The sequence below is a fragment of the Baekduia sp. Peel2402 genome, assembly GCF_052567285.1.
Genome location: NZ_CP199582.1, coordinates 492712 through 514981 on the forward strand (window position 1 = coordinate 492712; position 22270 = coordinate 514981).

25 protein-coding genes and 1 tRNA gene are annotated in these 22270 nt (G+C 70.8%); 9 read left to right on the forward strand and 17 right to left on the reverse strand.

Annotation, left to right across the window (positions count from 1 at the left end; genetic code table 11):
• Positions 1 to 29: 29 nt before the first annotated feature.
• From ACT01A_RS02475 to ACT01A_RS02495, 5 genes are all read left to right on the forward strand, one after another.
• Positions 30 to 1082 (forward strand): LLM class F420-dependent oxidoreductase, encoded by a 1053-nt coding sequence (locus tag ACT01A_RS02475; protein WP_445150659.1) that lies wholly within the window; start codon positions 30 to 32, stop codon positions 1080 to 1082.
• A 53-nt stretch (positions 1083 to 1135) separates the two neighbouring features.
• Positions 1136 to 2278: a glycosyltransferase gene (locus ACT01A_RS02480; RefSeq protein WP_445150660.1), complete on the forward strand. Its 1143-nt coding sequence runs from the start codon at positions 1136 to 1138 to the stop codon at positions 2276 to 2278.
• A gap of 104 nt (positions 2279 to 2382) precedes the next feature.
• A complete protein-coding gene (locus tag ACT01A_RS02485; protein WP_445150661.1) occupies positions 2383 to 2628 on the forward strand; it encodes a hypothetical protein in 246 nt (81 codons plus the stop codon).
• A 23-nt stretch (positions 2629 to 2651) separates the two neighbouring features.
• Positions 2652 to 2939: a hypothetical protein gene (locus ACT01A_RS02490; protein ID WP_445150662.1), complete on the forward strand. Its 288-nt coding sequence runs from the start codon at positions 2652 to 2654 to the stop codon at positions 2937 to 2939.
• A 71-nt stretch (positions 2940 to 3010) separates the two neighbouring features.
• Positions 3011 to 3082 (forward strand) — tRNA-Asn (locus ACT01A_RS02495).
• Between the two features lie 46 nt (positions 3083 to 3128).
• Here ACT01A_RS02495 and dnaG read toward each other — a convergent pair.
• A complete protein-coding gene (gene dnaG, locus ACT01A_RS02500) occupies positions 3129 to 5084 on the reverse strand; it encodes a DNA primase (protein ID WP_445150663.1) in 1956 nt (651 codons plus the stop codon).
• A gap of 123 nt (positions 5085 to 5207) precedes the next feature.
• Between dnaG and ACT01A_RS02505 the strand changes: the two genes are divergently transcribed.
• From ACT01A_RS02505 to ACT01A_RS02515, 3 genes are read left to right on the forward strand one after another with little or no spacing between them, the layout of a single operon-like run.
• Entirely contained in the window at positions 5208 to 5717 is a 510-nt protein-coding gene (locus ACT01A_RS02505; protein ID WP_445150664.1) for a hypothetical protein, read from the forward strand.
• A gap of 32 nt (positions 5718 to 5749) precedes the next feature.
• Positions 5750 to 6112 carry a TA system antitoxin ParD family protein gene (locus ACT01A_RS02510; RefSeq protein WP_445150665.1) on the forward strand — a complete coding sequence of 121 codons (363 nt, stop codon included), beginning with the start codon at positions 5750 to 5752 and terminating at the stop codon, positions 6110 to 6112.
• The gene (locus ACT01A_RS02515; RefSeq protein ID WP_445150666.1) at positions 6109 to 6684 is read left to right on the forward strand and encodes a zeta toxin family protein; all 576 of its coding nucleotides are present in this window, start codon (positions 6109 to 6111) and stop codon (positions 6682 to 6684) included. Before ACT01A_RS02510 ends, ACT01A_RS02515 begins: the two co-directional genes overlap by 4 nt.
• On the opposite strand, the gene ACT01A_RS02520 is transcribed toward ACT01A_RS02515, so the two are convergent.
• The 4 genes from ACT01A_RS02520 to recO form a co-directional block, all read right to left on the reverse strand.
• On the reverse strand, positions 6681 to 7724 hold the full coding sequence (locus ACT01A_RS02520) for a deoxyguanosinetriphosphate triphosphohydrolase (protein ID WP_445150667.1): 1044 nt from the start codon (positions 7722 to 7724) through the stop codon (positions 6681 to 6683). The two genes, ACT01A_RS02515 and ACT01A_RS02520, sit on opposite strands and share 4 nt — an antisense overlap.
• Before the next feature lie 70 nt (positions 7725 to 7794).
• Positions 7795 to 8472, reverse strand: coding sequence for a sulfite oxidase-like oxidoreductase (locus ACT01A_RS02525; RefSeq protein ID WP_445150668.1), 678 nt, complete (start codon positions 8470 to 8472; stop codon positions 7795 to 7797).
• Entirely contained in the window at positions 8460 to 11057 is a 2598-nt protein-coding gene (ppdK, locus tag ACT01A_RS02530; protein WP_445150669.1) for a pyruvate, phosphate dikinase, read from the reverse strand. The genes ACT01A_RS02525 and ppdK overlap by 13 nt, the downstream gene beginning before the upstream one ends.
• 11 nt (positions 11058 to 11068) lie before the next feature.
• Positions 11069 to 11794: a DNA repair protein RecO gene (gene recO, locus ACT01A_RS02535; RefSeq protein ID WP_445150670.1), complete on the reverse strand. Its 726-nt coding sequence runs from the start codon at positions 11792 to 11794 to the stop codon at positions 11069 to 11071.
• A 27-nt stretch (positions 11795 to 11821) separates the two neighbouring features.
• On the opposite strand from recO, the gene ACT01A_RS02540 reads away from it, so the two are divergent.
• The gene (locus tag ACT01A_RS02540; RefSeq protein WP_445150671.1) at positions 11822 to 12082 is read left to right on the forward strand and encodes a glutaredoxin domain-containing protein; all 261 of its coding nucleotides are present in this window, start codon (positions 11822 to 11824) and stop codon (positions 12080 to 12082) included.
• Here ACT01A_RS02540 and mutM read toward each other — a convergent pair.
• The 12 genes from mutM to ACT01A_RS02600 all read right to left on the reverse strand — a co-directional run bounded on the left by mutM (position 12066) and on the right by ACT01A_RS02600 (position 22239).
• Positions 12066 to 12908: a bifunctional DNA-formamidopyrimidine glycosylase/DNA-(apurinic or apyrimidinic site) lyase gene (gene mutM, locus ACT01A_RS02545; protein ID WP_445150672.1), complete on the reverse strand. Its 843-nt coding sequence runs from the start codon at positions 12906 to 12908 to the stop codon at positions 12066 to 12068. The genes ACT01A_RS02540 and mutM overlap by 17 nt on opposite strands.
• Before the next feature lie 116 nt (positions 12909 to 13024).
• Positions 13025 to 13654: a hypothetical protein gene (locus ACT01A_RS02550; RefSeq protein WP_445150673.1), complete on the reverse strand. Its 630-nt coding sequence runs from the start codon at positions 13652 to 13654 to the stop codon at positions 13025 to 13027.
• Positions 13655 to 13656: 2 nt separating this feature from the next.
• Positions 13657 to 14037 (reverse strand): hypothetical protein, encoded by a 381-nt coding sequence (locus tag ACT01A_RS02555; RefSeq protein WP_445150674.1) that lies wholly within the window; start codon positions 14035 to 14037, stop codon positions 13657 to 13659.
• A 142-nt stretch (positions 14038 to 14179) separates the two neighbouring features.
• A complete protein-coding gene (locus ACT01A_RS02560; protein ID WP_445150675.1) occupies positions 14180 to 14977 on the reverse strand; it encodes a hypothetical protein in 798 nt (265 codons plus the stop codon).
• Positions 14974 to 15543, reverse strand: a complete 570-nt coding sequence (locus ACT01A_RS02565) for an RNA polymerase sigma factor (RefSeq protein WP_445150676.1) — start codon at positions 15541 to 15543, stop codon at positions 14974 to 14976. The genes ACT01A_RS02560 and ACT01A_RS02565 overlap by 4 nt, the downstream gene beginning before the upstream one ends.
• 64 nt (positions 15544 to 15607) lie before the next feature.
• Positions 15608 to 16780 (reverse strand): phosphopentomutase, encoded by a 1173-nt coding sequence (locus ACT01A_RS02570; RefSeq protein ID WP_445150677.1) that lies wholly within the window; start codon positions 16778 to 16780, stop codon positions 15608 to 15610.
• Positions 16781 to 16798: 18 nt separating this feature from the next.
• Positions 16799 to 17323: a hypothetical protein gene (locus tag ACT01A_RS02575; RefSeq protein WP_445150678.1), complete on the reverse strand. Its 525-nt coding sequence runs from the start codon at positions 17321 to 17323 to the stop codon at positions 16799 to 16801.
• 101 nt (positions 17324 to 17424) lie between these two features.
• Positions 17425 to 18363, reverse strand: a complete 939-nt coding sequence (gene xerD, locus ACT01A_RS02580; protein ID WP_445150679.1) for a site-specific tyrosine recombinase XerD — start codon at positions 18361 to 18363, stop codon at positions 17425 to 17427.
• Between the two features lie 46 nt (positions 18364 to 18409).
• Entirely contained in the window at positions 18410 to 18814 is a 405-nt protein-coding gene (locus tag ACT01A_RS02585; protein ID WP_445150680.1) for a hypothetical protein, read from the reverse strand.
• A 40-nt stretch (positions 18815 to 18854) separates the two neighbouring features.
• Positions 18855 to 19409 carry an NUDIX domain-containing protein gene (locus tag ACT01A_RS02590; protein WP_445150681.1) on the reverse strand — a complete coding sequence of 185 codons (555 nt, stop codon included), beginning with the start codon at positions 19407 to 19409 and terminating at the stop codon, positions 18855 to 18857.
• Entirely contained in the window at positions 19406 to 20545 is a 1140-nt protein-coding gene (locus ACT01A_RS02595; protein WP_445150682.1) for a M20/M25/M40 family metallo-hydrolase, read from the reverse strand. Before ACT01A_RS02595 ends, ACT01A_RS02590 begins: the two co-directional genes overlap by 4 nt.
• Complete coding sequence (locus tag ACT01A_RS02600) at positions 20542 to 22239, reverse strand: CTP synthase (RefSeq protein WP_445150683.1); 1698 nt, start codon at positions 22237 to 22239, stop codon at positions 20542 to 20544. Before ACT01A_RS02600 ends, ACT01A_RS02595 begins: the two co-directional genes overlap by 4 nt.
• Positions 22240 to 22270: the final 31 nt, after the last annotated feature.

A 22270-nucleotide genomic window follows, 5' to 3' on the forward strand; every position in this document is an offset into this window, starting at 1 on the left:
TCTCCTCTTCCTGAAAGGGTCGTTGCAAAATGAAGCTGGGTGTCCACATCGGCTACTGGGGCCTTGGCCTCACGAGCGCCGATCAGCTCTCGATCGTCCAGGAGGCCGAGCGCCTCGGCTACGACAGCGTCTGGACCGCGGAGGCCTACGGGTCCGACGCGGCGACGATCCTCGCTTGGCTGGCCGGGCAGACGTCCACGATCAAGCTCGGCTCGGGGATCTTCCAGATGCCGGGCCGCAGCGCAGCGATGACCGCCATGACGGCGGCGACGATCGACCAGCTGTCTGATGGCCGCATGCTGCTGGGGATCGGATCGAGCGGGCCGCAGGTGTCCGAGGGCTGGCACGGCGTGCGGTTCGGCAAGCAGATTCAGCGCACGCGCGAGTACATCGAGGTGATGCGCAAGGCGCTGGCGCGCGAGCGCCTGGAGTACCACGGCGAGACGATCGAGCTGCCGCTGCCCAACGGGCCGGGCAAGGCGCTGAAGCTGACGATCGCGCCGGTGCAGGAGCACATGCCGATCTACCTGGCCGCGATCGGGCCCAAGAACACCGCCTTGGCCGGCGAGGTCGCCGACGGCTGGATGCCGACGCTCCTGTCCCCCGAGCACCTGCCGATGTTGAAGGAGTCGCTCGAGGAGGGCGCGGCCTCGGTTGGCCGGACGCTCGACTATGTCAATGGCTTTGACATCGCCCCGACCGTCAACGTGAACATCACCGAGGACGACGTCGCCGGCGCGCGCGACGCGATGCGCCCGTTCCTGGCGCTGTATGTCGGCGGCATGGGCTCGCGCGAGAAGAACTTCTACAACACGCTCGTGCAGCGCTACGGGTTCGAGGACGCGGCGCGCAAGGTCCAGGACCTCTACCTGGAGGGCAAGAAGGAGGAGGCGGCCGCGGCGCTGCCGGACGAGCTGATCGACCTGGTGTCCTTGGTCGGTCCGCGCGACCGTGTGCGCGATCGCCTGCGGGCCTACCGCGACGCGGGCGTCGGGACGCTCGGCGTGTCCCCGATGGCGTGGACGCGCGACGAGCGCATCGCACAGCTGCGCGCGGTCGCCAAGTTGATGGAGGAGATCTGAGAGTCCTCCTCGGCGCGTTCGGGGACGCGGGGCACGCGTTCCCGATCATCGCCTTGGGCCGCGCGCTGCGGGCGCGCGGCCATGATGTAGTGGTCGAGACGTGGACGCGGTGGCAGGAGGACGTGGAGCGCGAAGGCATGCGCTTCGCACCGGCGCCGGAGTACCACGTGTTCCCGACGCAGGAGCGGCCGCTGAAGCCGTATGAGGCGGTGCGGAGGGCGACGGGGGTAACGCGGGAGCTGGTCGCTTCAGTGGCGCCGGACGTCGTCGTGAGCGACATCCTCACCCTGGCGCCGGCGTTGGCCGCCGAGCTGGAGGGCGTGCCGTGGGCGACGCTGATCCCGCACGTGGATCCGCGCAGCGACGCCGGTTGGCCGCCGTACTCGATCGGAGCGCGTCTCCCCCGCACCGCGGTGGGCCGGAAGTGGTGGTCGCTGTTCGATCCTTTGGTCGGGCGCGGCCTGGCGTTGGGGCGGTCTGAACTGAACGAGACACGCTCGCGGTTGGGGTTGGCGCCGCTGGCCCACGTCCACGGCGGGATCTCGCAGCAGCTCGCGCTCGTCGCGACGTTCCCGCAGCTCGAGTATCCGCGCTCGACGCCGCTCCCGAACACGCACATCGTCGGGCCCTTGCAGTGGGAGCCGCCGTTCGGGGACGTCGAGCTGCCGCCCGGCGACGCGCCGCTCGTGTTGGTGGCTCCGTCCACCGCCCAGGACCGCGACGGCCGCATGCTGCGGGCGGCGTTGGCGGGGTTGTCGACGCTGCCGGTCCGCGTGTTGGCCTCCACCAACCGCCGCGGCGAGACCGCCGGCTTCGACGTCCCGCCCAACGCGCGGTTGGTCGACTGGGTGTCCTACTCACGGACGATGCCCTTGTGCGACCTCGTCGTCTGCCACGTCGGCCACGGCACGCTCATGCGCGCGCTGGCCGCCGGCGTCCCCGTCGTCGCCTGTCCCGCCGCGGGCGACATGAACGAGAACGCCGCCCGCGCGGCATGGGCCGGCGTCGGCGTGCGGTTGCCGCGCCGCCTCGTGACCGCCACGGGCCTGCGCCTCGCGGTCGAGCGCGCCCTCGCGACGCCATCGCTCACCACCCGCGCCCGCGCGCTCGCCGGCTGGGCCACCGCGAACGACCCGGGCACCCTCGCTGCCGAGCTGGTCGAGCAGCTCGCCGTCGCGTCGCACATCTCCCGCTGAAGCGGAACACAACGCGGCAGTTCCGTCACGCGCCACCGCGTAGCGTGCCTCCCATGCTCCTCGCACCTACACATCCCGTGCCCTCCCGTGTACCCTCCATCCCCATGGAGCGTCTCAACATCACCCTGGACGACGACCAGGCCGTCAAGCTCAATCGCCTCGCCGAGCGCATGCACGTGCAGCCGGGCACCATCGCGCGCTCGCTGCTCTCCAGCGCCATCGACGACGCCGATCCGGACCCCCGCAACGTGGTCGCCCTACTCGACGGCATTCCCGGCGCATGGGACCGCGCCCAGCTCGGCCGCGAGCAGGCCCGTACCGGTCAGACGATCTCGCTCGACGCGCTCTAGTCGTCTGCGCACGCTAGGTCGTCATGCCCGTCGTCGAGCTCGCCCTCGCGGCCGTCGAGGACCTCGACGCGCTGGTCCGCACGCACTCGCTGCCAGCGGACACGCGCGCGAGGGTCGTGCGGTCGCTGCGCCCGTTGGAGCAGTTCCCGTTGCTCGGTCCGGAGCTGACGGGCCGCTGGGCCGACCACCGCTTCTTGCTCGGCCCTTGGCGCTGGATGGTCATGGTCTACGTCCACTTGGCCGACGAGGATCGAGTGGTCGTCGTGACCGTCCAGGACGCCCGCGCGTCCGCCGCCGCGCACGGCGACTGAAGTCGAACGCGGCCCGTCCGATGTTCCCGTAAGATCAGGTGAGCCCGTTCGCGCGGGCGAAGCCGTGCCATTCCGGGGTAGCTCAATGGCAGAGCATTCGACTGTTAATCGAAGGGTTGTGGGTTCGAGTCCCACCCCCGGAGCTTTGAAGGACCGAGGCCCGCTGCTAGCAGCGGGCCTTCGTCGTTCTCAGAGGACGATCGACTCGTCGATGCGTTCGGCGAGGTGCGCCTGGAGCCGCTCGTTGGCGGCGGTGCGCTGGACGACGAGCGTGGCGACGGGTTCGCCCGCGGCGCGTGCGGCGGTGATCTGGCGGTTGATGTGGGCCAGCTCGACGCGGGCGAGTTGGGATTGCAGGCCGGCGCGGGTCAGCGGCTCGGCCCCGCCGCGGACGATGATGCCGGTGACGAGGCTGCGCAGGCGCGGGTCGGCGTCCTCGGTGAAGGCGTCGGCGGGAGCGTCCCAGTTGTCGCGTAGGTGCTCGGCCGCGCTGCGGGCGAGCTCGTCGCTGAACGCCTCGGCGGAGAGACGCTGAAGTGTGGCCAAGCCCTCGGCCCCGGCCGCGACGCAGTAGGCGAGCAGCGCGCGCTCCGCACGCGCCGACGGGTCTTGCGGGATCGGCGGAGCCGGGACGTCATGGCGCGGGCCGCCGCCGAAGCCGCCACCACCACCGCCGCCACGGCCTCCGAAGCCGCCGCGTCCGCCGTCTCGACGCCCGCCGCTGCCAGCGCCACCGCTCCCCCAGCCGCTGTCCGCGCCGTCCCAGCCGCCGCTCGCGCCGCCATCGCTCCAGCTGTCACCGCCGCTCCAGCCGCCCGCGCCGGCGTCCGCCGGAAGCTCCTCGGTCACGGCCAGCCACGACGACACCATCGAGGGCTGGAGGTCCAGCCGATCCGCCGTCAGCGCCAGCAGCTCTTCCCTCAGCGCGCTCGGCGGCAGCGTCGCGAAGACCGGGCGCAGCGCGGCGATCGCCGCGTCCTTGCCCTCGGCGTGCGACAGGTCGGCCTGGTCGAGCTCGCGCTCGATCTGGAAGCGCACGAAGGGCACCGACTCCTTCACCATCGCCCGTGCCGCGTCGACGCCGCGTTGCTGGACGACGTCGGCCGGGTCCAGCCCCTCGGGCAGCGGCACGACCCGCAGCGAAACGCGGGAGCCCGCCGCGACCTTCGCCGCGCGCAGCATCGCCTCCTGGCCAGCGGAGTCGGCGTCCAAGGCCAACAACACGGTCTTGGCGAGCTTGGCCAGCTCCCCGACCTGGCGGTCGGTCAGCGACGTGCCCATGATGCAGACCGCGTTCTCCATCCCGGCCTGGTGCAGCGCGAGGACGTCCATGTAGCCCTCGCACGCGATGACCTCGTCGGCCTTCGCCGCCGCGAACCGCGCGTGGTGGGCGGCGTAGACGATGTCGCCCTTGTGGAAGATGTCGCCGTCGGGCGAGTTGAGGTACTTGGGTTGCTGATCGGCGCCCAGGGCACGCGCGCCGAACCCGAGCACCCGCCCGCGCGCGTCTTGCAGCGGGAACGTGATCCGCCGCCGGAAGCGGTCGTACAACCGCCCCTGGCCCTTCTGCCCGCGCGTCACCAGCCCCGCGTCGTACAGCTCGCGGTGCGTGAAGCCGCCGCGGTGCGCCGTCATCATCAGGGTGTCCCACGCGCTCGGCGCGTAGCCGACCCGGAACGTCCGCAGCGTCTCCTCGGTCAGCCCACGGTCGAGCAGGTACTTCCGCGCCGGCGCCGCCTCGTCCGATTCCCACAGCAGCCGCTCGTAGTAGGACGCCGCGCGCTCCAGCAGCTCCAGCAGCCGCTCGCGCCGCTGACGGCGCTCCAGCGCGGCCGGATCCTCGTCCTCGACCATCAGCTGCACGCCGAAGCGCTGGGCCAGCGACTCCATCGCCCCGACGAAGTCCAGGCCCTCGGTGTCCATCACGAACTTGAAGACGTCGCCCGCCGCGCCGCAGCCGAAGCAGTGAAACAGCTTCTTGTCGGCATCGACGCTCATCGACGCCGTGCGCTCGTCGTGGAAGACGCACCGCGCCATGTACTGGCCCGGACCGCTGCGGCGCACGTCGGTGCGTGCCTCGACCAGCGCGACCATGTCGGTCGCGTCGCGGACCTTCTCCTTGCTGTCTTCGGCGTAGCGGGGCATGCGTGGCGGGACGTTGAGCATAGGCCGCCGAGAACCGAGAACGACGTCCGCCACGGTCCTGCGTTCCCGCACGCTGCGGGCGTTCGGACGATCTGACCAGGGGCGTTGCGACACTCCGCACCGATGGATGGGCTTGAGAGCTACCACGACTTCTTCGTCGCCTCCGCCGGCATCGCGGGCGCGCTGATCGGCCTGCTCTTCGTCGCCCTGTCCGTGGCGCGTGAGCAGCCCACCGAGCGCGAGCGCTACGTCCACCGCTTCCGCGGTGCGAGCGCGTTGACCGCCTTCACGAACGCGTTGACCGTGTCCTTGTTCTTGCTGATCCCCGACATGACCGCGGGCTATCCGGTCCTGACGGTGGCCATCATCGGCCTGGGCTTCGTGTTGCGGTCGCTGCGCGAGCTCGTCGCCGCCCGCGGGTCGCACCGCCCCACCTGGCAGGACCTCTCCGCCCTCCTCGGGCTGCTCGCCGTCTTCGGGATCCAGGCCTCCGCCGGCGTCAGCCTTCTCGATGACCACGACGCCACCTCGCCGTTGGACACCGTCTCGATCCTGATCGTGGTCTGCTACCTCATCGGGATCGCCCGGGCGTGGGAGATGATCGGCGGGCCGCACATGTCCTGGCGGGACTAGAGCGCGCTGTAGCAGAGTGCTACGCTTTTGTCATGGCGACGATGCCCACGCGGATCGACCAGACGCTGTTCGAGGCGGCGAAGGCGGCCGGGGAGCTGCACAGTCGCAGCGCCGCGCAGCAGCTCGACCACTGGGCGCGCGTCGGTCGGGAGCTGGAGGCCTCGCCCGCCGTCACGCACGACGAGATCGCCCGCGTCCTTGCCGGCCAGGCCTCCTACGACGCGCTGACCGACCGGGCGCAGGCGTTCGTCCGCGTGTCCTGGAACGACCAGGTCGCCGAGCGCATCGCCGGGTTGGATCTCGCCGATCAGCTGCGCTCCACCGGGCAGCCCTGGGTCGAGGCCGACGCCGACGGCAACGTCGTCGTGCGTGAGCCCGGCTCGACCGGTGCGTGAGCACCCCGGTCCTCCACGTACTCGCCGGACCTAACGGCTCCGGGAAGTCCACGTTCGTCGCCAAGGTCCTCGGGCCGGTGACGCACCTGCCGTTCATCAACGCCGACGAGATCGCCCGGGAGCGCTGGCCGGGCCACGAGCAGGAGCGCGCTTACGACGCCTCCACCGCCGCGGCGCAGGCCCGCGAGCAGGCGATCGCCGACCGCCGCTCCTTCATCACCGAGACCGTCTTCAGCCACGCCAGCAAGGTCGATCTGGTCCGCCAGGGCCTCCAAGCCGGCTACCTCGTCGAGCTGCACGTCATGCTCGTCCCCGAAGACCTCGCCGTAGCCCGCGTCGCACATCGCATCACCCTCGGCGGCCACACCGTCCCGGAGGACAAGGTGCGCCAGCGCTACCGCCGCCTCTGGTGGCTCGTCCTCCAAGCCCGCCAGATCGTCGACCGCGCGACCTTCTACGACAACACGACCGCCGCCCGCGCCTTCCGGACCGTCGCGGTCTACGAGCGCGGCCGCCCAGTCGGCACGCCCGCGTGGCCGGCGTGGGCGCCGGCGGAGATCACGACCGGCTAGACGACCGAGTCCGGGATCGTCAAGGACTCGAAGATGCGGACGGCGTAGCGGTCGGTCATGCCGGCGAGGTAGTCGATGACGCGTTGGGCGGGGTCGGTGGAGGGTGTGCCGGCGTCGGGGATGAGAGTCGGGTCGGAGATGTAGTGGTTGAAGAGGGTGCGCAGGAGGCGGTCGATCTTGGTGGCCTCGGCGCGTTGGCGGGCGCCGAGGTAGACCGTGTCGAACATGAAGGTGCGCAGCTCGTCCATGGCGGTGGCGGCGCGTGGGGACTGGAGGATGGTCCCGGTGGCGGAGGAGTGCTCGACGAGGTCGTGGACGAGGGCGTCGATGCGGTGAGAGCCGGTGTCGCCGAGGGCGGCGATGGCCTCGGCGGGGAGCTGATCCTCGTGGAGCAGGCCGGCGCGGATGGCGTCGTCGATGTCGTGGTTGATGTAGGCGATGCGATCGACGATGCGGACGATCGCGGCCTCCAGCGTGGTCGGCTCGGGCGAGCGGCCGGAGTGGCTGAGGATGCCGTCGCGGACGTCGCTGGTCAGGTTCAGCCCACGGCCGTCCTTCTCCAGCACGTCCACGATACGCAGCGAGTGCTCCCAGTGGCGGAAGCCGCGCTCGGGCCCGAAGTGCTCCTTCATGCAGGCGTCCAGGACGGCCTCGCCGATATGGCCGAAGGGCGAGTGGCCGAGGTCGTGGCCCAAGCCGATGGCCTCGGTCAGGTCCTCGTTGAGCGCCAGCGCGCGGGCGACGGTGCGAGACACCTGCGTCACTTCGAGCGTGTGGGTCAGCCGCGTCCGATAGTGGTCGCCCTCGGGTGAGACGAAGACCTGGGTCTTGTGCTTCAACCGCCGGAAGGCCTTGGAGTGCGTGATCCGGTCGCGGTCGCGCTGGAGCGGCGTGCGCAACCCGCAGTCGGTCTCCGGCACGCGCCGGCGCCCCGGGTACGAGCGGGCAGCCGACGGCGAGAGGTGCTCCTCCTCCCACGCCTGCTGGCGGGTGGCGAAGGCTTCAGCGACCTTCCCTGGTGCGGCAACGACGTCCATCATCTCGCTCCGAGTTTCGCACTGGGTCTCCCCCATCCTGCCCGGCCGACGCGAAGTCGGCACTGGCGCTGCGTCACTCGTCCACGCCGCGTGCGCGCCGGCGCATCGCGCGGAACGCGAAAGGGTCCTCGTGGGTGCGCTGCTCGGTCCACGGATCGCCGTCGTTGTGGTAGCCGTTGCGCTCCCAGAAGCCGGGCTCGTCGTGGTCCATCAGCTCGATCGACTGGACCCACTTCGCGGACTTCCAGAGGTAGCGCGAGGGGACGACCAACCGGGCCGGACCGCCGTGGTCGGGCTCCAGGGGCGCGCCGTCGGCGTGGGTGAGGATCAGGACGTCGTCGTCGCGCAGAGCGCTGAGCGGCAAGTTGGTGGAGTAGCCGCCGTAGCAGTGGATCAGCGCGTGGGTGGCGGAGGCGCGCGGCGCCGCGCGATCGAGGAGCGGCGCGAGGCGAAAACCACTCAGCGTCAGGTCGAAGCGCGACCAGCGCGTGACGCAGTGCAGGTCGCTGACCTGCTCGACGCGCGACAGAGCAGCGAGTTCCTCCCACCTCAAGGCATAGGGGTTGTCAACCTCGCCGTAGAACGACAACGACCACGTCGCGGTGTCGACCGACGGCGTCGGCCCCACCGTCAGCACCGGCCACTTGACCGTCGGCGACTGCCCCGGCGGCAGCCGGTCCGGGTCGATCCCCAGCTTGACCGCGCGCTTGCGTCCGCGGTCGCCGAACATCTTCGAGGTCAGCTTCGCCATGCGAGGTCCGGGTCGACGTCGCGGATCGCCGCCTGCGCCGCCGCCACGCGCGCGACCGGCACGCGGTAGGGCGAGCACGACACGTAGTCGATCCCGCTGTGGTGGAAGAAGTCGATCGAATCGGGATCGCCGCCGTGCTCGCCGCAGACGCCGAGCTTCAACCCCGGCTTCACCTTGCGCCCCAGCCACGCCCCCATCCGCACCAACTGGCCCACGCCCGGGACGTCGAGCGTCTCGAACGGCGAGCGGTCGAAGACCTTCATCTCGATGTACCGCGACAGGATCCGGCCTTCGATGTCGTCGCGCGAGAACCCGAGCGCGGTCTGCGTCAGGTCGTTCGTCCCGAAGGAGTAGAAGTCGGTCTCATTGGCGATGGAGTCGGCCCGCAGGCACGCGCGCGGCAGCTCGATCATCGTGCCGATGGAGTAGTCGGTTCCGCGCACGAGCCCGCGCGCGTCCGCCAGCCCCTCGATCTGCTCGCGCAGCAGCTCCAGCTCGCGCCGGTAGTCGACCAAGGGCACCATGATCTCGGCGTGCACGTCGACGCCGCGCTCCCGAGAGGCGGCCAGCGCGGCGAAGATCGCCTCCACCTGCATCGCGTAGATCGCCGGGTAGAGGATGCCGAGCCGCACGCCGCGCGTGCCGAGCATCGGGTTGACCTCCTGCAGCGAGACCGCGCGGTCGCGCGCCGGGCCTTCCGGCATCGACTCCGGGTTGGGGAGGAACTCGTGCAGCGGCGGGTCCAGCAGCCGGATCGTCACCGGCAGCCCGTCCATCGCCTCGAAGATCCCCTCGAAGTCGCCCTGCTGCAAGGGCACCAGCTCGGCCAGGCAGCGCTCGCGCTCCTCGTCGTCCTCGGCGAGGATCACCCGCACCATCTTCTCGTGGCGGTCCTCGCCGAAGAACATGTGCTCGGTCCGGCAGAGGCCGATGCCCTGGGCGCCGAACTCCCGCGCCTTCGCGGCGTCGTCAGGCGTGTCGGCGTTGGTGCGGACGTCCAGCCGGCGGAGCTCGTCGGCCCATTGCAACACGGTGAGGAACTCGTCGCTCATGTCGGGGTCGATGAGCGTGACGTCCTCGGTGGTGACGCAGCCGGTGGTGCCGTCGATGGCGATGAGGTCGCCGGCATTGAGCGTGGTGTCCCCCACGCGCAGGGTCCCCGCCGCCGAGTCGATGTCCAGCTCGCCCGCGCCTGTGACCGCCGGGACGCCCATCCCGCGCGCGACCAGCGCCGCGTGCGACGCCTTGCCGCCCTCGGCGGTCAGGACGCCCTGGGCCGCGTGGAAGCCCGCCACGTCGTCGGCCTCGGTGAACTGCCGGACCAACACCACGTCCTTGCCTTCCTCGGCGGCGGCCACCGCGTCAGCCGCGCTGAAGACGATCGCGCCCTTCGCCGCGCCCGGCGACGCCGCCACGCCGCGGGCCAGGACGTCGTAGGAGGCGTCCGGGTCGAACGTCGGGTGCAGCAGCGCGTCGAGCTTCTCGGCGTCGATCGTCATCAGCGCCTGCGACTTGTCCAACAAGCCTTCGCCCACCGCGTCGACCGCGAAGCGCACCGCCGCTTGCGCGGGGCGCTTGGCGTTGCGCGTCTGCAACATGTACAGCTTGCCCTCTTCGACCGTGAACTCCGTGTCCTGCATGTCGCCGTAGTGCTGTTCCAACTGGCGCAAGATGGAGAACAGCTGCTCGTGGACCTCCGGCTGCCACTCGCGCAGCTCGCGGATGTCGCGCGGCGTCCGGACGCCGCTGACGACGTCCTCACCCTGGGCGTTGGGCAGGAAGTCGCCAGAGGGCTCGGGCGCGCCGGTGACCTCATCCCGTGAGAACGCGACGCCAGAGCCCGACGTGTCGCCCTTGTTGCCGAAGACCATCTGCTGGACGTTGACCGCGGTGCCCCAGTCATCAGGGATCCGGTTGATGCGCCGGTACTGCACGGCGCGGTCGCCCATCCACGAGTCGAAGACCGCGCGGACCGCGCCCGCGAGCTGCTCCTGCGGATCGGACGGGAAGTCGTAGAACTCCTTGAACGTCGCGGTCAGCTCGCGCAGGGCGTCCACGTCGAGCTCGGTGTCGTCCTTGACCCCGCGCGCCTTCTTGGAGGCCTTGATCGCGTCCTCGAACTTCTCGCCCGGGATCCCGACGACGACGTTCCCGTACATCTGCACGAAGCGCCGGTAGGAGTCCCAGGCAAAGCGCTCGTTGCCGGTCTTGTCGGCCAGTCCGGCGACCGAGTCATCGTTCATCCCGAGGTTCAGGACCGTGTCCATCATCCCCGGCATCGACTCACGGGCGCCGCTGCGCACGGACACCAACAACGGGTCGTCCGGATCGCCGAGCGTCTTGCCGGCGGACTCCTCGAGCGCGCGCAACGCGGTGGCGATCTGCTCGTCCAAGTCCTCCGGGAACGCCCGGTCGGCGTTCATGTAGGCCACGCACGCCTCGGTCGTGATCGTGAACCCCGAGGGCACGCGCTCCGCTCCGAGGACGCGCGTCATCTCCGCGACGTTGGCCCCCTTGCCGCCGAGCAGGTCGCGCATGTCGCGCGATCCCTCGCTGAACTCGTAGACCCACTTCTCGGCGCCCATGGCGCCGAACCCTATCCGTGCGACGCCGCGCGCAAACGGACGTGCGCGTGGTGCTCGACGGTCTCGGCGATCGCGCGCTCGGCCTGCTTCAACGCACGCTCGGAGCCGGGCGGCGCCTGCGCGAGCGGTTGCGCGAGCGCGGCCGTGAGGAACTCGTGCGTCTCGGCCGCCAGCGGGAAGCCGCCGCCCTCACACGATCCGCAGACCACGCCGCCCGCGGCGCCGGAGAACCCGACGAGGTGCTCGCGCTCGCCGCACGACGCGCAGGCGGCGAGATACGGCGCGAAGCCCCCGGCGACCAGCAGCTTGAGGCGGAACGCGAGCTGGTTGGCGAGGCCGGCGTGCGTGGCCGCGTCGGCGTCCAGGAGCGTCATCTCGTTGCAGAGCAGGTAGAAGACCGGCTCGGAGGGCTCGGCCTCGCCGAACAGGCGGTTGACCGCGTCACAGGCGCGCGCGGCCGCGTCGATCGCCGCGCCGCTGGACCGCAGCCGCGAGAACGGCGCGATGGCCTGAGCGCCGGTGACCGTCATCAGGTCACTGCGGCCCTCGTGCAGGACCAGCTCGACGTGGCAGAACGGCTCCAGCCGACCGCCGAAGCGCGACTTCGTCTTGCGGACACCTTTGGCGATCGCGGAGATTCGGCCGCGATTCGGGGTATAGACATGGAGGATCCGGTCGGCCTCGCCGTAGCGCATCGAGCGCAACACGACGGCCTCGGTCTTCAGCGAAGCGCCCACGAAACCCTCGCTATACTTGATGAAGTAATGGCCGCCGTCACCGTCTACACCACCGACCCCTGCTCGTTCTGCGTCCGCGTGAAGCAGCTCCTGGCTGCCCGCGGCGTCGAGTACGACGAGATCAACCTCGCGCGCGATCCCGAGGGCCGGGCAGAGCTGCTGAACCGCACCGGCATGATGAGCTTCCCGCAGGTCATCATCGGCGGCGAGCTGGTCGGTGGCTTCCAGGAGACGTTGGCAGCGGACCAGTCAGGCCGGCTGGCCGAGATGCTCAAGGCCGCCGCCTGACCCGCGGCCGGGGCTGGCAGGACTCGCACACGTAGGTCCCCCGCCCGGCCGCGACCAGTTTGATCACCGTCGTGCCGCACGTGTGGCACGGCTCACCCTTGCGCAGGTGAACCAGGAAGTCGTTCTGGAACGCGCCCGAAACGCCGTCCGGATGGCGGAAGTCGTCGATCGTCGAGCCGCCGGCGTCAATGCCCGCCGCCAGGACGAGCTTCACCGCGTCGGCGAGCGCCGCGCACTGCGTCAGCGTCAGCTGCCCCGCGGGCCGCAGCGGATGGATCCCGGCGCGGTGCAGCGCCTCGTCGGCGTAGATGTTCCCGACGCCGGCGATGTGCCGCTGGTCGAGCAGGAACGCCTTGATCGGGGCGCGGCGGTTCTTGGCGAGCTTCCGGAGCGCGCGACCGTCGAAGTCGTCCGAGAGCGGCTCGATCCCGAGCTTGCCGGCGAAGAACTCCTCCAGGCCCTCCGGCCCAAGCGCCAGCTCACCCGTGCCGAACCGCCGCGGATCGCAGAACCGCAGGATCTGGCCGTCGTCCAGCGTGAAGATCACGCGCTGGTACGGCGTATCGGGCGCGGGATCGAGCAGCAGGTTGCCGGTCATCCGCAGGTGCACGAGCAGGTAGACGTCGTCGGTCAGCTCGAAGATGAAGTACTTGCCCCGCCGGCCGAGCTGCTCGACCTTCCGGCCCTGAACCGCGTCGACCAGATCCTCCGGCGGCCGCCCGACCGACCACCGCCCATCGAGGATCTCGACGCGATTCAACGTACGCCCCTCCACGTGGGGCGCCAGCTGACGGCGAATCGTCTCAACCTCGGGAAGCTCGGGCATCGCTCTCGCCCTCAGGGTAGGGCGCGGCCCGGCGCGATCGCACCGAGGCCGCCACCCAGGAGGTGACGGCCTCGGGCACTCTCAGGGCCGGTCGGTCAGGACGACCGGCGCGACGCTTAGAGCGTCGGGATCTGAGCCTTTGCCGGCTTGGCGCTCGCTGGCATCAGGTCGATCGTGTGCGACTCGGAGGCGTCGCTGTAGCTGACGCTCAGGGCGTCCGCGGGAGCCGTGAATACGCCGTCCGTCCCTGGCTTCGCCTCGATCTGGCGCCCGCTGGTCAACGTGTACGTCAGCTGCTCGACCGAGGCGGGCACGACCCCGATCGCCTTCCCGTAGGTGACGAGGATCGGAGCGTCACCGGTCGAGTTGCAGTTGGCGCCCGCACCGCCCTCGGCGAAGAGGACCTCCAGGCAGACCTGGCCGTCGGTGCGAGGGACGATCAGCACCGTCCGAGCCTCATCACGCGACACCAGCCGGCCGCGCTCGGGAATCAGCTCCGGGACGTGCTCGGCGAACTCCGCCGAGGTGACCGGACGGTCCGCGGCCAGGTCCTTGCCGGAGCCCGGGCGGCCGAGCAGCGGGAAGTCCTGCGCCAGCTTCTGAACGACGGCGTCCTTGTCCGGAGCCGCAGCCGCGTGCGAGGTCGTGTGCGAGCCGCCAAGCAGCAGCAGCGATCCGGCGGCCGCGCCGCAGACCGAAAGGCCGGCGAGCAACCGGCGCGTGGAGATCGAGATCGAGGAGCTCATGGCTACCACCCCACGTAGGCGTCGTAGATGTAGTCGGTCGTGGCACCGTTGGGGTTGAAGGCGGCGCCGTGCCAGGAGCCGCCATGGCTCACGTTCCAGTACGACGTGCCCGGGCCGCACGTCGACAGCGTGAAGTCCGCCGGCGCGCCGCTGAAGTAGCCGCCGTGGCCCACGTCGTACGAAGGGCAGGCGGTGTGATCCGACGTCGTCGCGGACTGCCACGGGTTGGTGTGGGCGTTGTATCCGGCGAACGTGTTGCCCGGCCCGATGTTCTGCCCCTGCAGGTAGTGGTCAAGCGTGACCGCTCCGGCCGTCCCGGCCATGGCCAGCGCCGCGACCGAGGCGGCGATCGCCGCCCTGATCGACTTCCTGATACTCAACATTAAGGCTCCAGTGTTGATACGCCTCGACTTTCATAGTTGAGGCTTTGTTACTGAGGAATACTGCGCGCCGGAGCCTAGGAGTCGGGTTTGGGTGCGTCAAGCGCCTCTGCCCTGCCAATTGGCAGGGCAGAGGCGACGCGGATCAGGGAGCCGAAGGGAGCGGGTTACCCTGGGCGTCGAGCCAGCGAAGACCCTCGCGGTCGAGCGAGCCCGCCGCGTCCGTCGCTTCGACGCGGAAGCCGTTGTCGGCGATCTTGGCCGTGATCGACGGTCCGCCTCGCATCGGGATCCGGACGGCGGCCGCGCCATCAGGTGCGATCCCGGTCAGCTCGAGACGGCCACCCCACTGAGCGCCGGAGACCAGCTTCCCGGCACGGATGTCGGCCAGGTCACCGCAACGGTAGGTTGTGCCCGCGCCGACCTCGCGGCCCGCGACGGTGTGCGCGGGCGTGGCCGTGGCCAGGCAGATGACGTCCTCCCGCACGACATCCGGCGTCCCGTCGGTCACCTGGCGGGTGACAGGGACCAGGAAGGTCACGCCCTCGCCGGAGGTGCTCAGTACCCGGACCCCGTCGGTGTGGACTCCGCCGACGTTCCGCGCACGCAGGCGGTTGATCGCCGCGCTGACCTCGGGGCTGCGGTCCGCGTCCGTCTGGGCGCGGCGCAGGACGCCGAGCGCGGCGGTCTGCTCGCCGGGCACGGCCGCCGTGGCCACCGTCGGGGGATCGGGGTTGTCGCCGCCGAAGGGGTTCCAGCCGCTCGTCGCCGCGACGGCGGCGGTGCCGCTGCACAGCACCGCTGCCAGGGCGAGGCCGCCGGTACGCAGCCGCCTGCGACGCTGGATCGCGCCCTGCGGGCGCTCGGCGCGCACCGCCTGGGCGAGCGCCTGTTGAAGCTCGGGCATCAGCAGCTGCGGATGTGGGTCACGGTCGTAGGTCATCGCTGAGGTCCCTCCAAGGTCGTTCTCATTCGGGCAAGTCCACGACTGACGCGTTGCCGCACGGTCGGCTCGGACACTCCGAGCTCGGCCGCGAGCTCCGGATAGGGCCGCTCGTCCAGGACGTGTCCGCGCACCGCCGCCCGTTGGTCCGGGGACAGGGCATCGAGCGCGTCCTGCAGCCGTTCGGCCTCGGCGGCCGAGTCGATCAGCGCTTCGATGCGCTCGAGCGCCTCGTCGCTGACGGATACCGTCACGCCGAGACGCGCCCGCGCGCGGGTCTCCGCGCTCCCGCGACGCCAGCTGTCCAGGAGTAGGTTGCGGGCGATGCCGAGCAGCCAGCCGATGGCGGACTCCCCGGTGTCGTGGTACTTCCCGGCCGACAGCAACGCTCGGCAGAACGTCTCGGCGGTGAGGTCGGCGGCGAGCTCCGCATCCCGGCTTTGCCGGGCGAGGTACGTCGCGACGACCCGCTCGTGCCGGGCGTACAGCTCGGCGATCGCGTCCGGGTCGCTGGTGGCGGCTCGGAGCAACTCCCCGTCGGTACGTGATGTCGGCCGGATGGTCATGCAAAAGGAACTTGCCGCAGCGAGAATTCTGTGACAGCGCGTGTCGCGCTGCGCCGCACCGCGGTCAGATCTCGAGGAACGGCACGCCCGGAAGCTCGGGCGTCTCGCGGCCGGTGAGCCACTGGAGGACGGTCGCGCCGACGTCGGACATCGGGCCGTCATGGCGGTGGCCGTCGGTGGCGGCGGGTGAGGCGGCGAGGAGGGGGACGTGCTCGCGGGTGTGGTCGGTGTGGGAGGAGAGCGGGTCGACGCCGTGGTCGGCGGTGAGGATGAGGAGGTCGTCGTCGCGCAGGAGCGAGTGCCAGAGGCCGACGGCGGTGTCGATCTCCTTCAACGCGGCGGCGAAGCCGGCGGTGTCGTGGCGGTGGCCGTAGAGCTGGTCGGTCTCGACGAGGTTGGTGAAGGCGAAGCCGTGATCGAGGTCGCGGATGAGGGCGGTGGTCGCCTCGATGCCCTGGGCGTTGGTCTTGCCCTTGTGGGCTTCGGTGATGCCCTTGCCCGCGAAGAGGTCGAAGACCTTGCCGACGGCGTGGACGGGCACGTCGTCGGCAGTGAGCTCATCCAGATACGTGCGCGACGGCGGATCGACGGAGAAGTCGCGGCGGCCGGTGGTGCGCTCGAAGGCGCCGGGCTCGCCCGTGAACGGTCGGGCGATGACGCGGCCGACGGCGTAGTCGCCGGTCATGATCGCGCGGGCCTTCTCGCACACCGCGTGGAGGTCGGCCTCGCTCAGCACCCGGTCGTGCGCCGCGATCTGCAGGACGCTGTCGGCCGACGTGTACAAGATGAGCTCGCCGGTCTTCAGGTGGTGCTCGCCGAAGTCGTCGATGACCTCGGTGCCGGAGTACGGCTTGTTGCAGCAGAACTCGTGGCCGGTCGCGGCGCGCAAGGCGTCGAGGATCTCCGAAGGGAAGCCGTCGGGGTACGTGGGCAGCGCGCGCGGCGTGATCGCCCCCATGAGCTCCCAGTGGCCCGTCGTGGAGTCCTTGCCGGGACCGAGCGGATGGAGCCGCCCGTGGACGACCGGCGCGGCGGCCGGAGGGACCCCGAGGATCGATGTGATGGAGCCGAGGCCGAGCGCGCCGAGGTTCGGCAGCGACAACCCATCGACGGCCTGCGCGACGTGCGTCAGCGTGTCCGCGCCCGCATCCCCGTACTCCGCGGAGTCGGGCAGCTCGCCGACCCCGCAGGCATCGAGGACGACGACGAAGGCGCGACGGGATGTTCCGGGACTCACTCCGGAGACGATACGTCCTTACTGGGCTGCGGATACGCGCAGCGACCGCAGCAGCGGCCGGAACACCTTCGCGTCGACGGCCCGGAAGCTGTCGGCGTCCGCGTAGGCGTCGATCACGTACTCGGCCCCGTGCGCGTAGATGTGCGTGGAGCGCACGGTCCGCGGCTGGCCGGCGATGTGCTCACGCGCGCGGATCTGCACGGCGGGCTGGCCGGCGATCGTCGTCGCGGCGGTCTTGATCTGCTCGAAGGTCGCGTCGCGCTTCTTGGACAGACCGAGGAGCGAGTCGCGCGCGGCCTGGAGCTGCAGCTTGGACGCAGGCAGCTTCTCGGACCGTGGATAGCGCCAGACGGCGACCGTCGCGGAGCCCGCCTGCGCGGTGGCGACCAGGTGGCCCTTGCCCTCGTTGACCGACCAGTCCGACGGCGGCGTGAACGACACGCCCTGCTTCGGGAACGCGCCGGAGTCGGCAGCGCTCTTGGGCGCCGTCGAGTCCGACGAATCGCTGCCGCACGCCGCCACCGAGAGGGTGAGGGCGGACACGGCCACAACGGTCAGGGCGCGCAGACGCATGGGCCGGGGATCGTGACATGGGCCCCGGTCGGTCTGGACGTTCGGCCGATGCGCCGGAAAGCGGCTACGCGCTACGCCGCCCGCGGATGTGCGCTGAAGTACACGTCCTTCAGCCGCTCCGCGCTCAAGTGCGTGTAGATCTGCGTCGTCGCGATGTCGGCGTGGCCGAGCATCTCCTGCACGGCGCGCAGGTCGCAGCCGCCCGCGAGCAGGTGCGTGGCGAAGGTGTGGCGCAGCGTGTGCGGCGACATCCGGTCCTCCAGCCCGACGGCGCGCGCGTGGCGCTGGACGATCTTGTAGAGGCCCTGCCGCGTCAGGCCAGTGCCGCGGCGGTTGACGAACAGGTGGCGGTCGTCGGAGGTCGCGGTCAGCATCGGCCGCCCGCGCTCCAGGTACAGGCGCACGGCGGTGATCGCCTCGCGCCCGACCGGCACGAGCCGCTCCTTGGAGCCCTTGCCGCGTGCACGTAGGACGCCGGCCTCGAGGTCGACGTCGCCGACCTCCAGGTCGGTGGCCTCGGAGGCGCGCAGCCCGCAGGCGTACATCAACTCCAACAACGCGCGGTCGCGCAACGCGCCCGGGTCGGTGCCGTTCGGCGCGCGCAGCAGGCGATCGACGTCGCCGCGCGACAGGACCTGCGGAAGCTTCTGGGACTTGCGCGGCGCGCGCAGGTCGGCGGTCGGGTCGTGCTGGATGATGTTCTCGCGGCGCAGGTGCCGGTAGAACGAGCGCAGGCACGCGGCCTTGCGCTGCAGCGTCGCCGGCCGCGAGGCGGGGCGGTCGTCGTGCGGCTGGGCCAGCGAGTCCAGGAAGCCAGCCAGATCGGTGTGCTGGGTCTCCAGGACGTCGACCCGGACCGAGCGCAGGTAGGCGCCGAACTGCAACAGGTCGCTGCGGTAGGCCTCCAGCGTGTTGCGCGACAGGCCGCGCTCGAATTCCAGGTAGGCCAAGAAGTCGAGCACGTGGTGCTCGAGCGCGCGTGCGTCAAGGGGTGCCGGTGCGACCGCCATGGCCCGTTGTTCGGGGCCGACCGGCACCCTCCTGGCGGTGCAAGGCCTACTGCAGGAAGCCGGCGAGGTCCGTGGACGACGGCAGCCCGGCGACCTTCTTGGTGGCCTTGGACGAGACGCGGTACTCGATCGCGCCCGGCGAGATGCGGAACGTGCGTGCCTTCTTGGTCAGCACGTAGTGCGCGGTCTTGCCGTCCTTGGACAGGTCGAACGAGCCGGTGCACTTGCCCTTGTCATCGACCTTGGGCACCGCGACGCACGTCACGGAGATGTTGGAGGCCTTGGCGCCATCGCCCTCCAGGCGGGCGACGTCGCGGATGCCCTTCTTGAACGCCTGCAGCGCCTGCGGGTTCTTGACGGCGGCGTTGGCGGGGGAAGCGATGGTCAGCGCCGGCGCCACGATCGAGGCGGCGACGACGAGGGGGAGGATCTTGTTCGGGGAGAGGGTCATGCTCCTTCAACGACCTCTCCCCTGCGAAGGTCACGGTCGGTCAGGAGCGGCGGCGCCGGGCGAGCAGCAGCAGCCCGATCACGGTCTTGCTGTCGCTCGTGGCCTCAAGTGCGCCGTCGAGGTCGTCCAGCGGCCACTTGACGATCTCGATGCGCTCGTCCTCGCCGGAGTCGTGCTCGCCGACCGCCGGGCTCAGGCCTTCGGCGAGGAAGAGGCGGACGGCCTCGTTGGTGAACCCGACCGACGAGTTGTAGGTCTTCAGGTGCGTCCAGCGCGCGGCTTGCAGGCCGATCTCCTCGGCCAGCTCGCGCTGCGCGGCGGCCAGCGGCTCCTCACCTTCGACGTCCAGCCGCCCGGCGGGCACCTCCAGCGAGTCGGGGTCGCCGATCGCCTCGCGCGGCTGGCGCACAAGCCAGACGTGCTCGTCGTCGGCCGCGACGATCGCGACGGCGCCGGTGGTCCGGACCATCTCGCGGTCGGCGGTCTTGCCGTCGGCGTAGCGGTAGGTCTCGTCGGTGACCGTGATGATCCGGCCCTCGTGGATCGTGCGCGTGGCGATCCGCTCGAAGCTGCGGTCCTCGTGCTCGGGGCTCATAGCGCGGCGGTCTCCTGGAGCAACGCGTAGGTGATGTCGAGCATCGCCTCCAGCGCGGCGACCGACACGCGCTCGGTCGGCTCGTGGTTGCGCTCGGTGCCGTTGGCCAGGCAGACCGTGTGGAAGCCGTTGACCGCGAACGCGTTCGTGTCGGCGGCACCGCCGGAGACGATGTGGCGCGGCGCGTAGCCGCAGGCGTCCAGCGCGCGCTCGGCGGCGAGGATCGCCGGCGACGTCGGCTTGTGGCGGTAGCCCTCGAAGAGCCGCTCGACGGTGATGTCGAGGTCGCACTCGCACTCGGGGTCGTTGGCGGCGTCGTGGCAGCGGTCGACCATCTCGGCGACGACGTCCTCGGCGACCGAGGCGTCCAGCGAGCGCGTCTCGGCCAAGATGGTGCACTTCGGGGCGACCACGTTGGTGGCGTTGGCCAGGCCGCCCTCGATGTGGCCGACGTTGGCGGTCGTCTGCTCGTCGAGCCGGCCCAGGCGCATGGAGGCGATCGCGCGCGCTGCGGCGAGGATCGCGCTGCGGCCGTCCTCGGGCCGGATGCCCGCGTGGGCGGCGCGGCCGCGGAACTCGGCGGTCAGCTTGTAGTAGGTCGGCGACGCGACGACGATCTCGCCGATCGGCGTGGCGTGGTCGTAGACGTAGCCGAAGGGGCTGGCCAGCCGCGAGACGTCGAACTGCTTGGCACCGGCCAGCGCGGTCTCCTCCTCGACGGTCAGCAGCAGCTCGAAGGGCGCCGCCTCCCCGCGCGCCGCTCGCTCCGCCGCGACGAGCATCACCGCGACCGCGGCCTTGTTGTCGGCGCCGAGGATCGCGTCGTTGGCGTTCTCCCAGCCCTCGTCGACCAGCACCGGCACGATCGGCGTGCCGCCGTCCGGGACCGTGTCGAGGTGGGCGCAGAGCAGAACGCCGGGCGGGCGGGTGGGGTCCGGGTTAACGCGGGCGAGCGTGTTGCCCGCTGCGTCGACGTCATAGGACACGCCCAACCCCTCCAACAACACGTGGACGCGCTCCCGCACCGCGGCCTCGCTGCCCGAGACCGACGGGATCGCGCAGAGCTCGGCGAACAGCCCGTTCAGCCGCTCGCGCTCGGCCTCCGTCGAGCGACGCGCCGGCGGCGCCTCGCTCACCGTGCTTCGGCTGCGGCGGCCTCGGCCGACCGCGACGCGCGCACCTCGCCGTCCGGGTGCTCCTCCTCGGCGCGGCGCAGCGCGGCGCGCACGAACTCGCGGAAGAGCGGCGCCGGGCGCTCCGGGCGCGACTTGAACTCCGGGTGGAACTGCGAGGCGACGAAGAACGGGTGGTCGTGCAGCTCGATCATCTCGACCAGGCGCTCGTCCGGCGAGGTGCCGGAGACGACCAGGCCCGCGGCCTCCAGCCGGCGGCGCAGGGAGATCGAGACCTCGTAGCGGTGGCGATGGCGCTCGTAGATGACGGCCTCGCCGTAGATCTCGTGCGCGGCGGTGCCGGCGTGGACCTTCACCGGGTCGGCGCCCAGGCGCATCGTGCCGCCGAGGTCGGAGACCTCCTTCTGCTCGGGCAGGAGGTCGATGACGGGCCACTCGGTCTCGATGTCGAACTCGGTCGAGTTGGCGCCCGGCATGTCGGCGACGTGGCGCGCGAACTCCGCGACCGCGATCTGCATGCCCAGGCAGACGCCCAAGTACGGGATCTTGCGCTCGCGGGCGACGCGCGCGGCGCGGATCTTGCCCTCGATGCCGCGGCCGCCGAAGCCGCCGGGGACGAAGATGCCGTCGGCGTCGGCCAGGCGCCGGAGGGCGGCCTCGTCGGAGTCGAGCGTCTCGGAGTCGACCCAGTCGATCTCGACCTTGCACTCGTGCGCGAAGCCGCTGTGGTTCAGGGCCTCGGTGCACGACTTGTAGGCGTCCTCCAAGGCCACGTACTTGCCGACCAGCGCGATCTTCACCGTCTGGCTGGCGCGCGCGGCGCGGTCCATCAGGTCGGCCCAGTCGGAGAGGTCCGCGGCGGGCGCGTCCTCGATCCCGAAGTACTCGCAGATGAAGTCGTCGACCTTCTTGTCCGCGTACCAGAGCGGCACCTTGTAGATGTTGTCGACGTCGATCGCCGACACCACGGCCTCGACCGGCAAGGACGCAAACAGCGCGATCTTCTTGCGGATGTCGAGGTCCAGCTCGTCCTCGGCGCGGCACAGCAGCATGTCCGGCTGGATGCCGATGCGGCGCAGCTCGTTGACCGAGTGCTGGGTGGGCTTGGTCTTCAGCTCGCCCGCGTGGCCGATGTAGGGCACGAGGGTGAGGTGGATGAACATCGTGTTCCGACGGCCGGCGTCGACCGGGAACTGGCGGATGGCCTCCAGGAACGGCAGCGACTCGATGTCGCCCACCGTGCCGCCGATCTCCGTGATGACGAAGTCGACGTCGTTGGTCTCGCCGATGAGCTTGATGCGGTGCTTGATCTCGTCGGTGATGTGCGGGACGACCTGGACGGTGCCGCCGAGGTAGTCGCCGCGGCGCTCGCGCCGGATGACCGAGTTGTAGATGCCGCCCGCGGTGACGTTCGACGCGCGCGAGGCGTTGGAGTCCGTGTAGCGCTCGTAGTGCCCGAGGTCGAGGTCGGTCTCCGCGCCGTCCTCGGTGACGAAGACCTCGCCGTGCTGGTAGGGCGACATCGTGCCCGGGTCCACGTTGATGTAGGGATCGAACTTCTGGATCCCGACCGTGAAGCCCTTCGAGACGAGGAGCCGTCCGATCGAGGCGGCGGCGATCCCCTTGCCGAGCGAGGAGACGACACCACCCGTCACGAAGATGTAGCGGGTCTTGCGGTGGGCGTCAGGCACGGGCATGGAGGGTAGCCGGAAAAGCGGACGGCGTAAT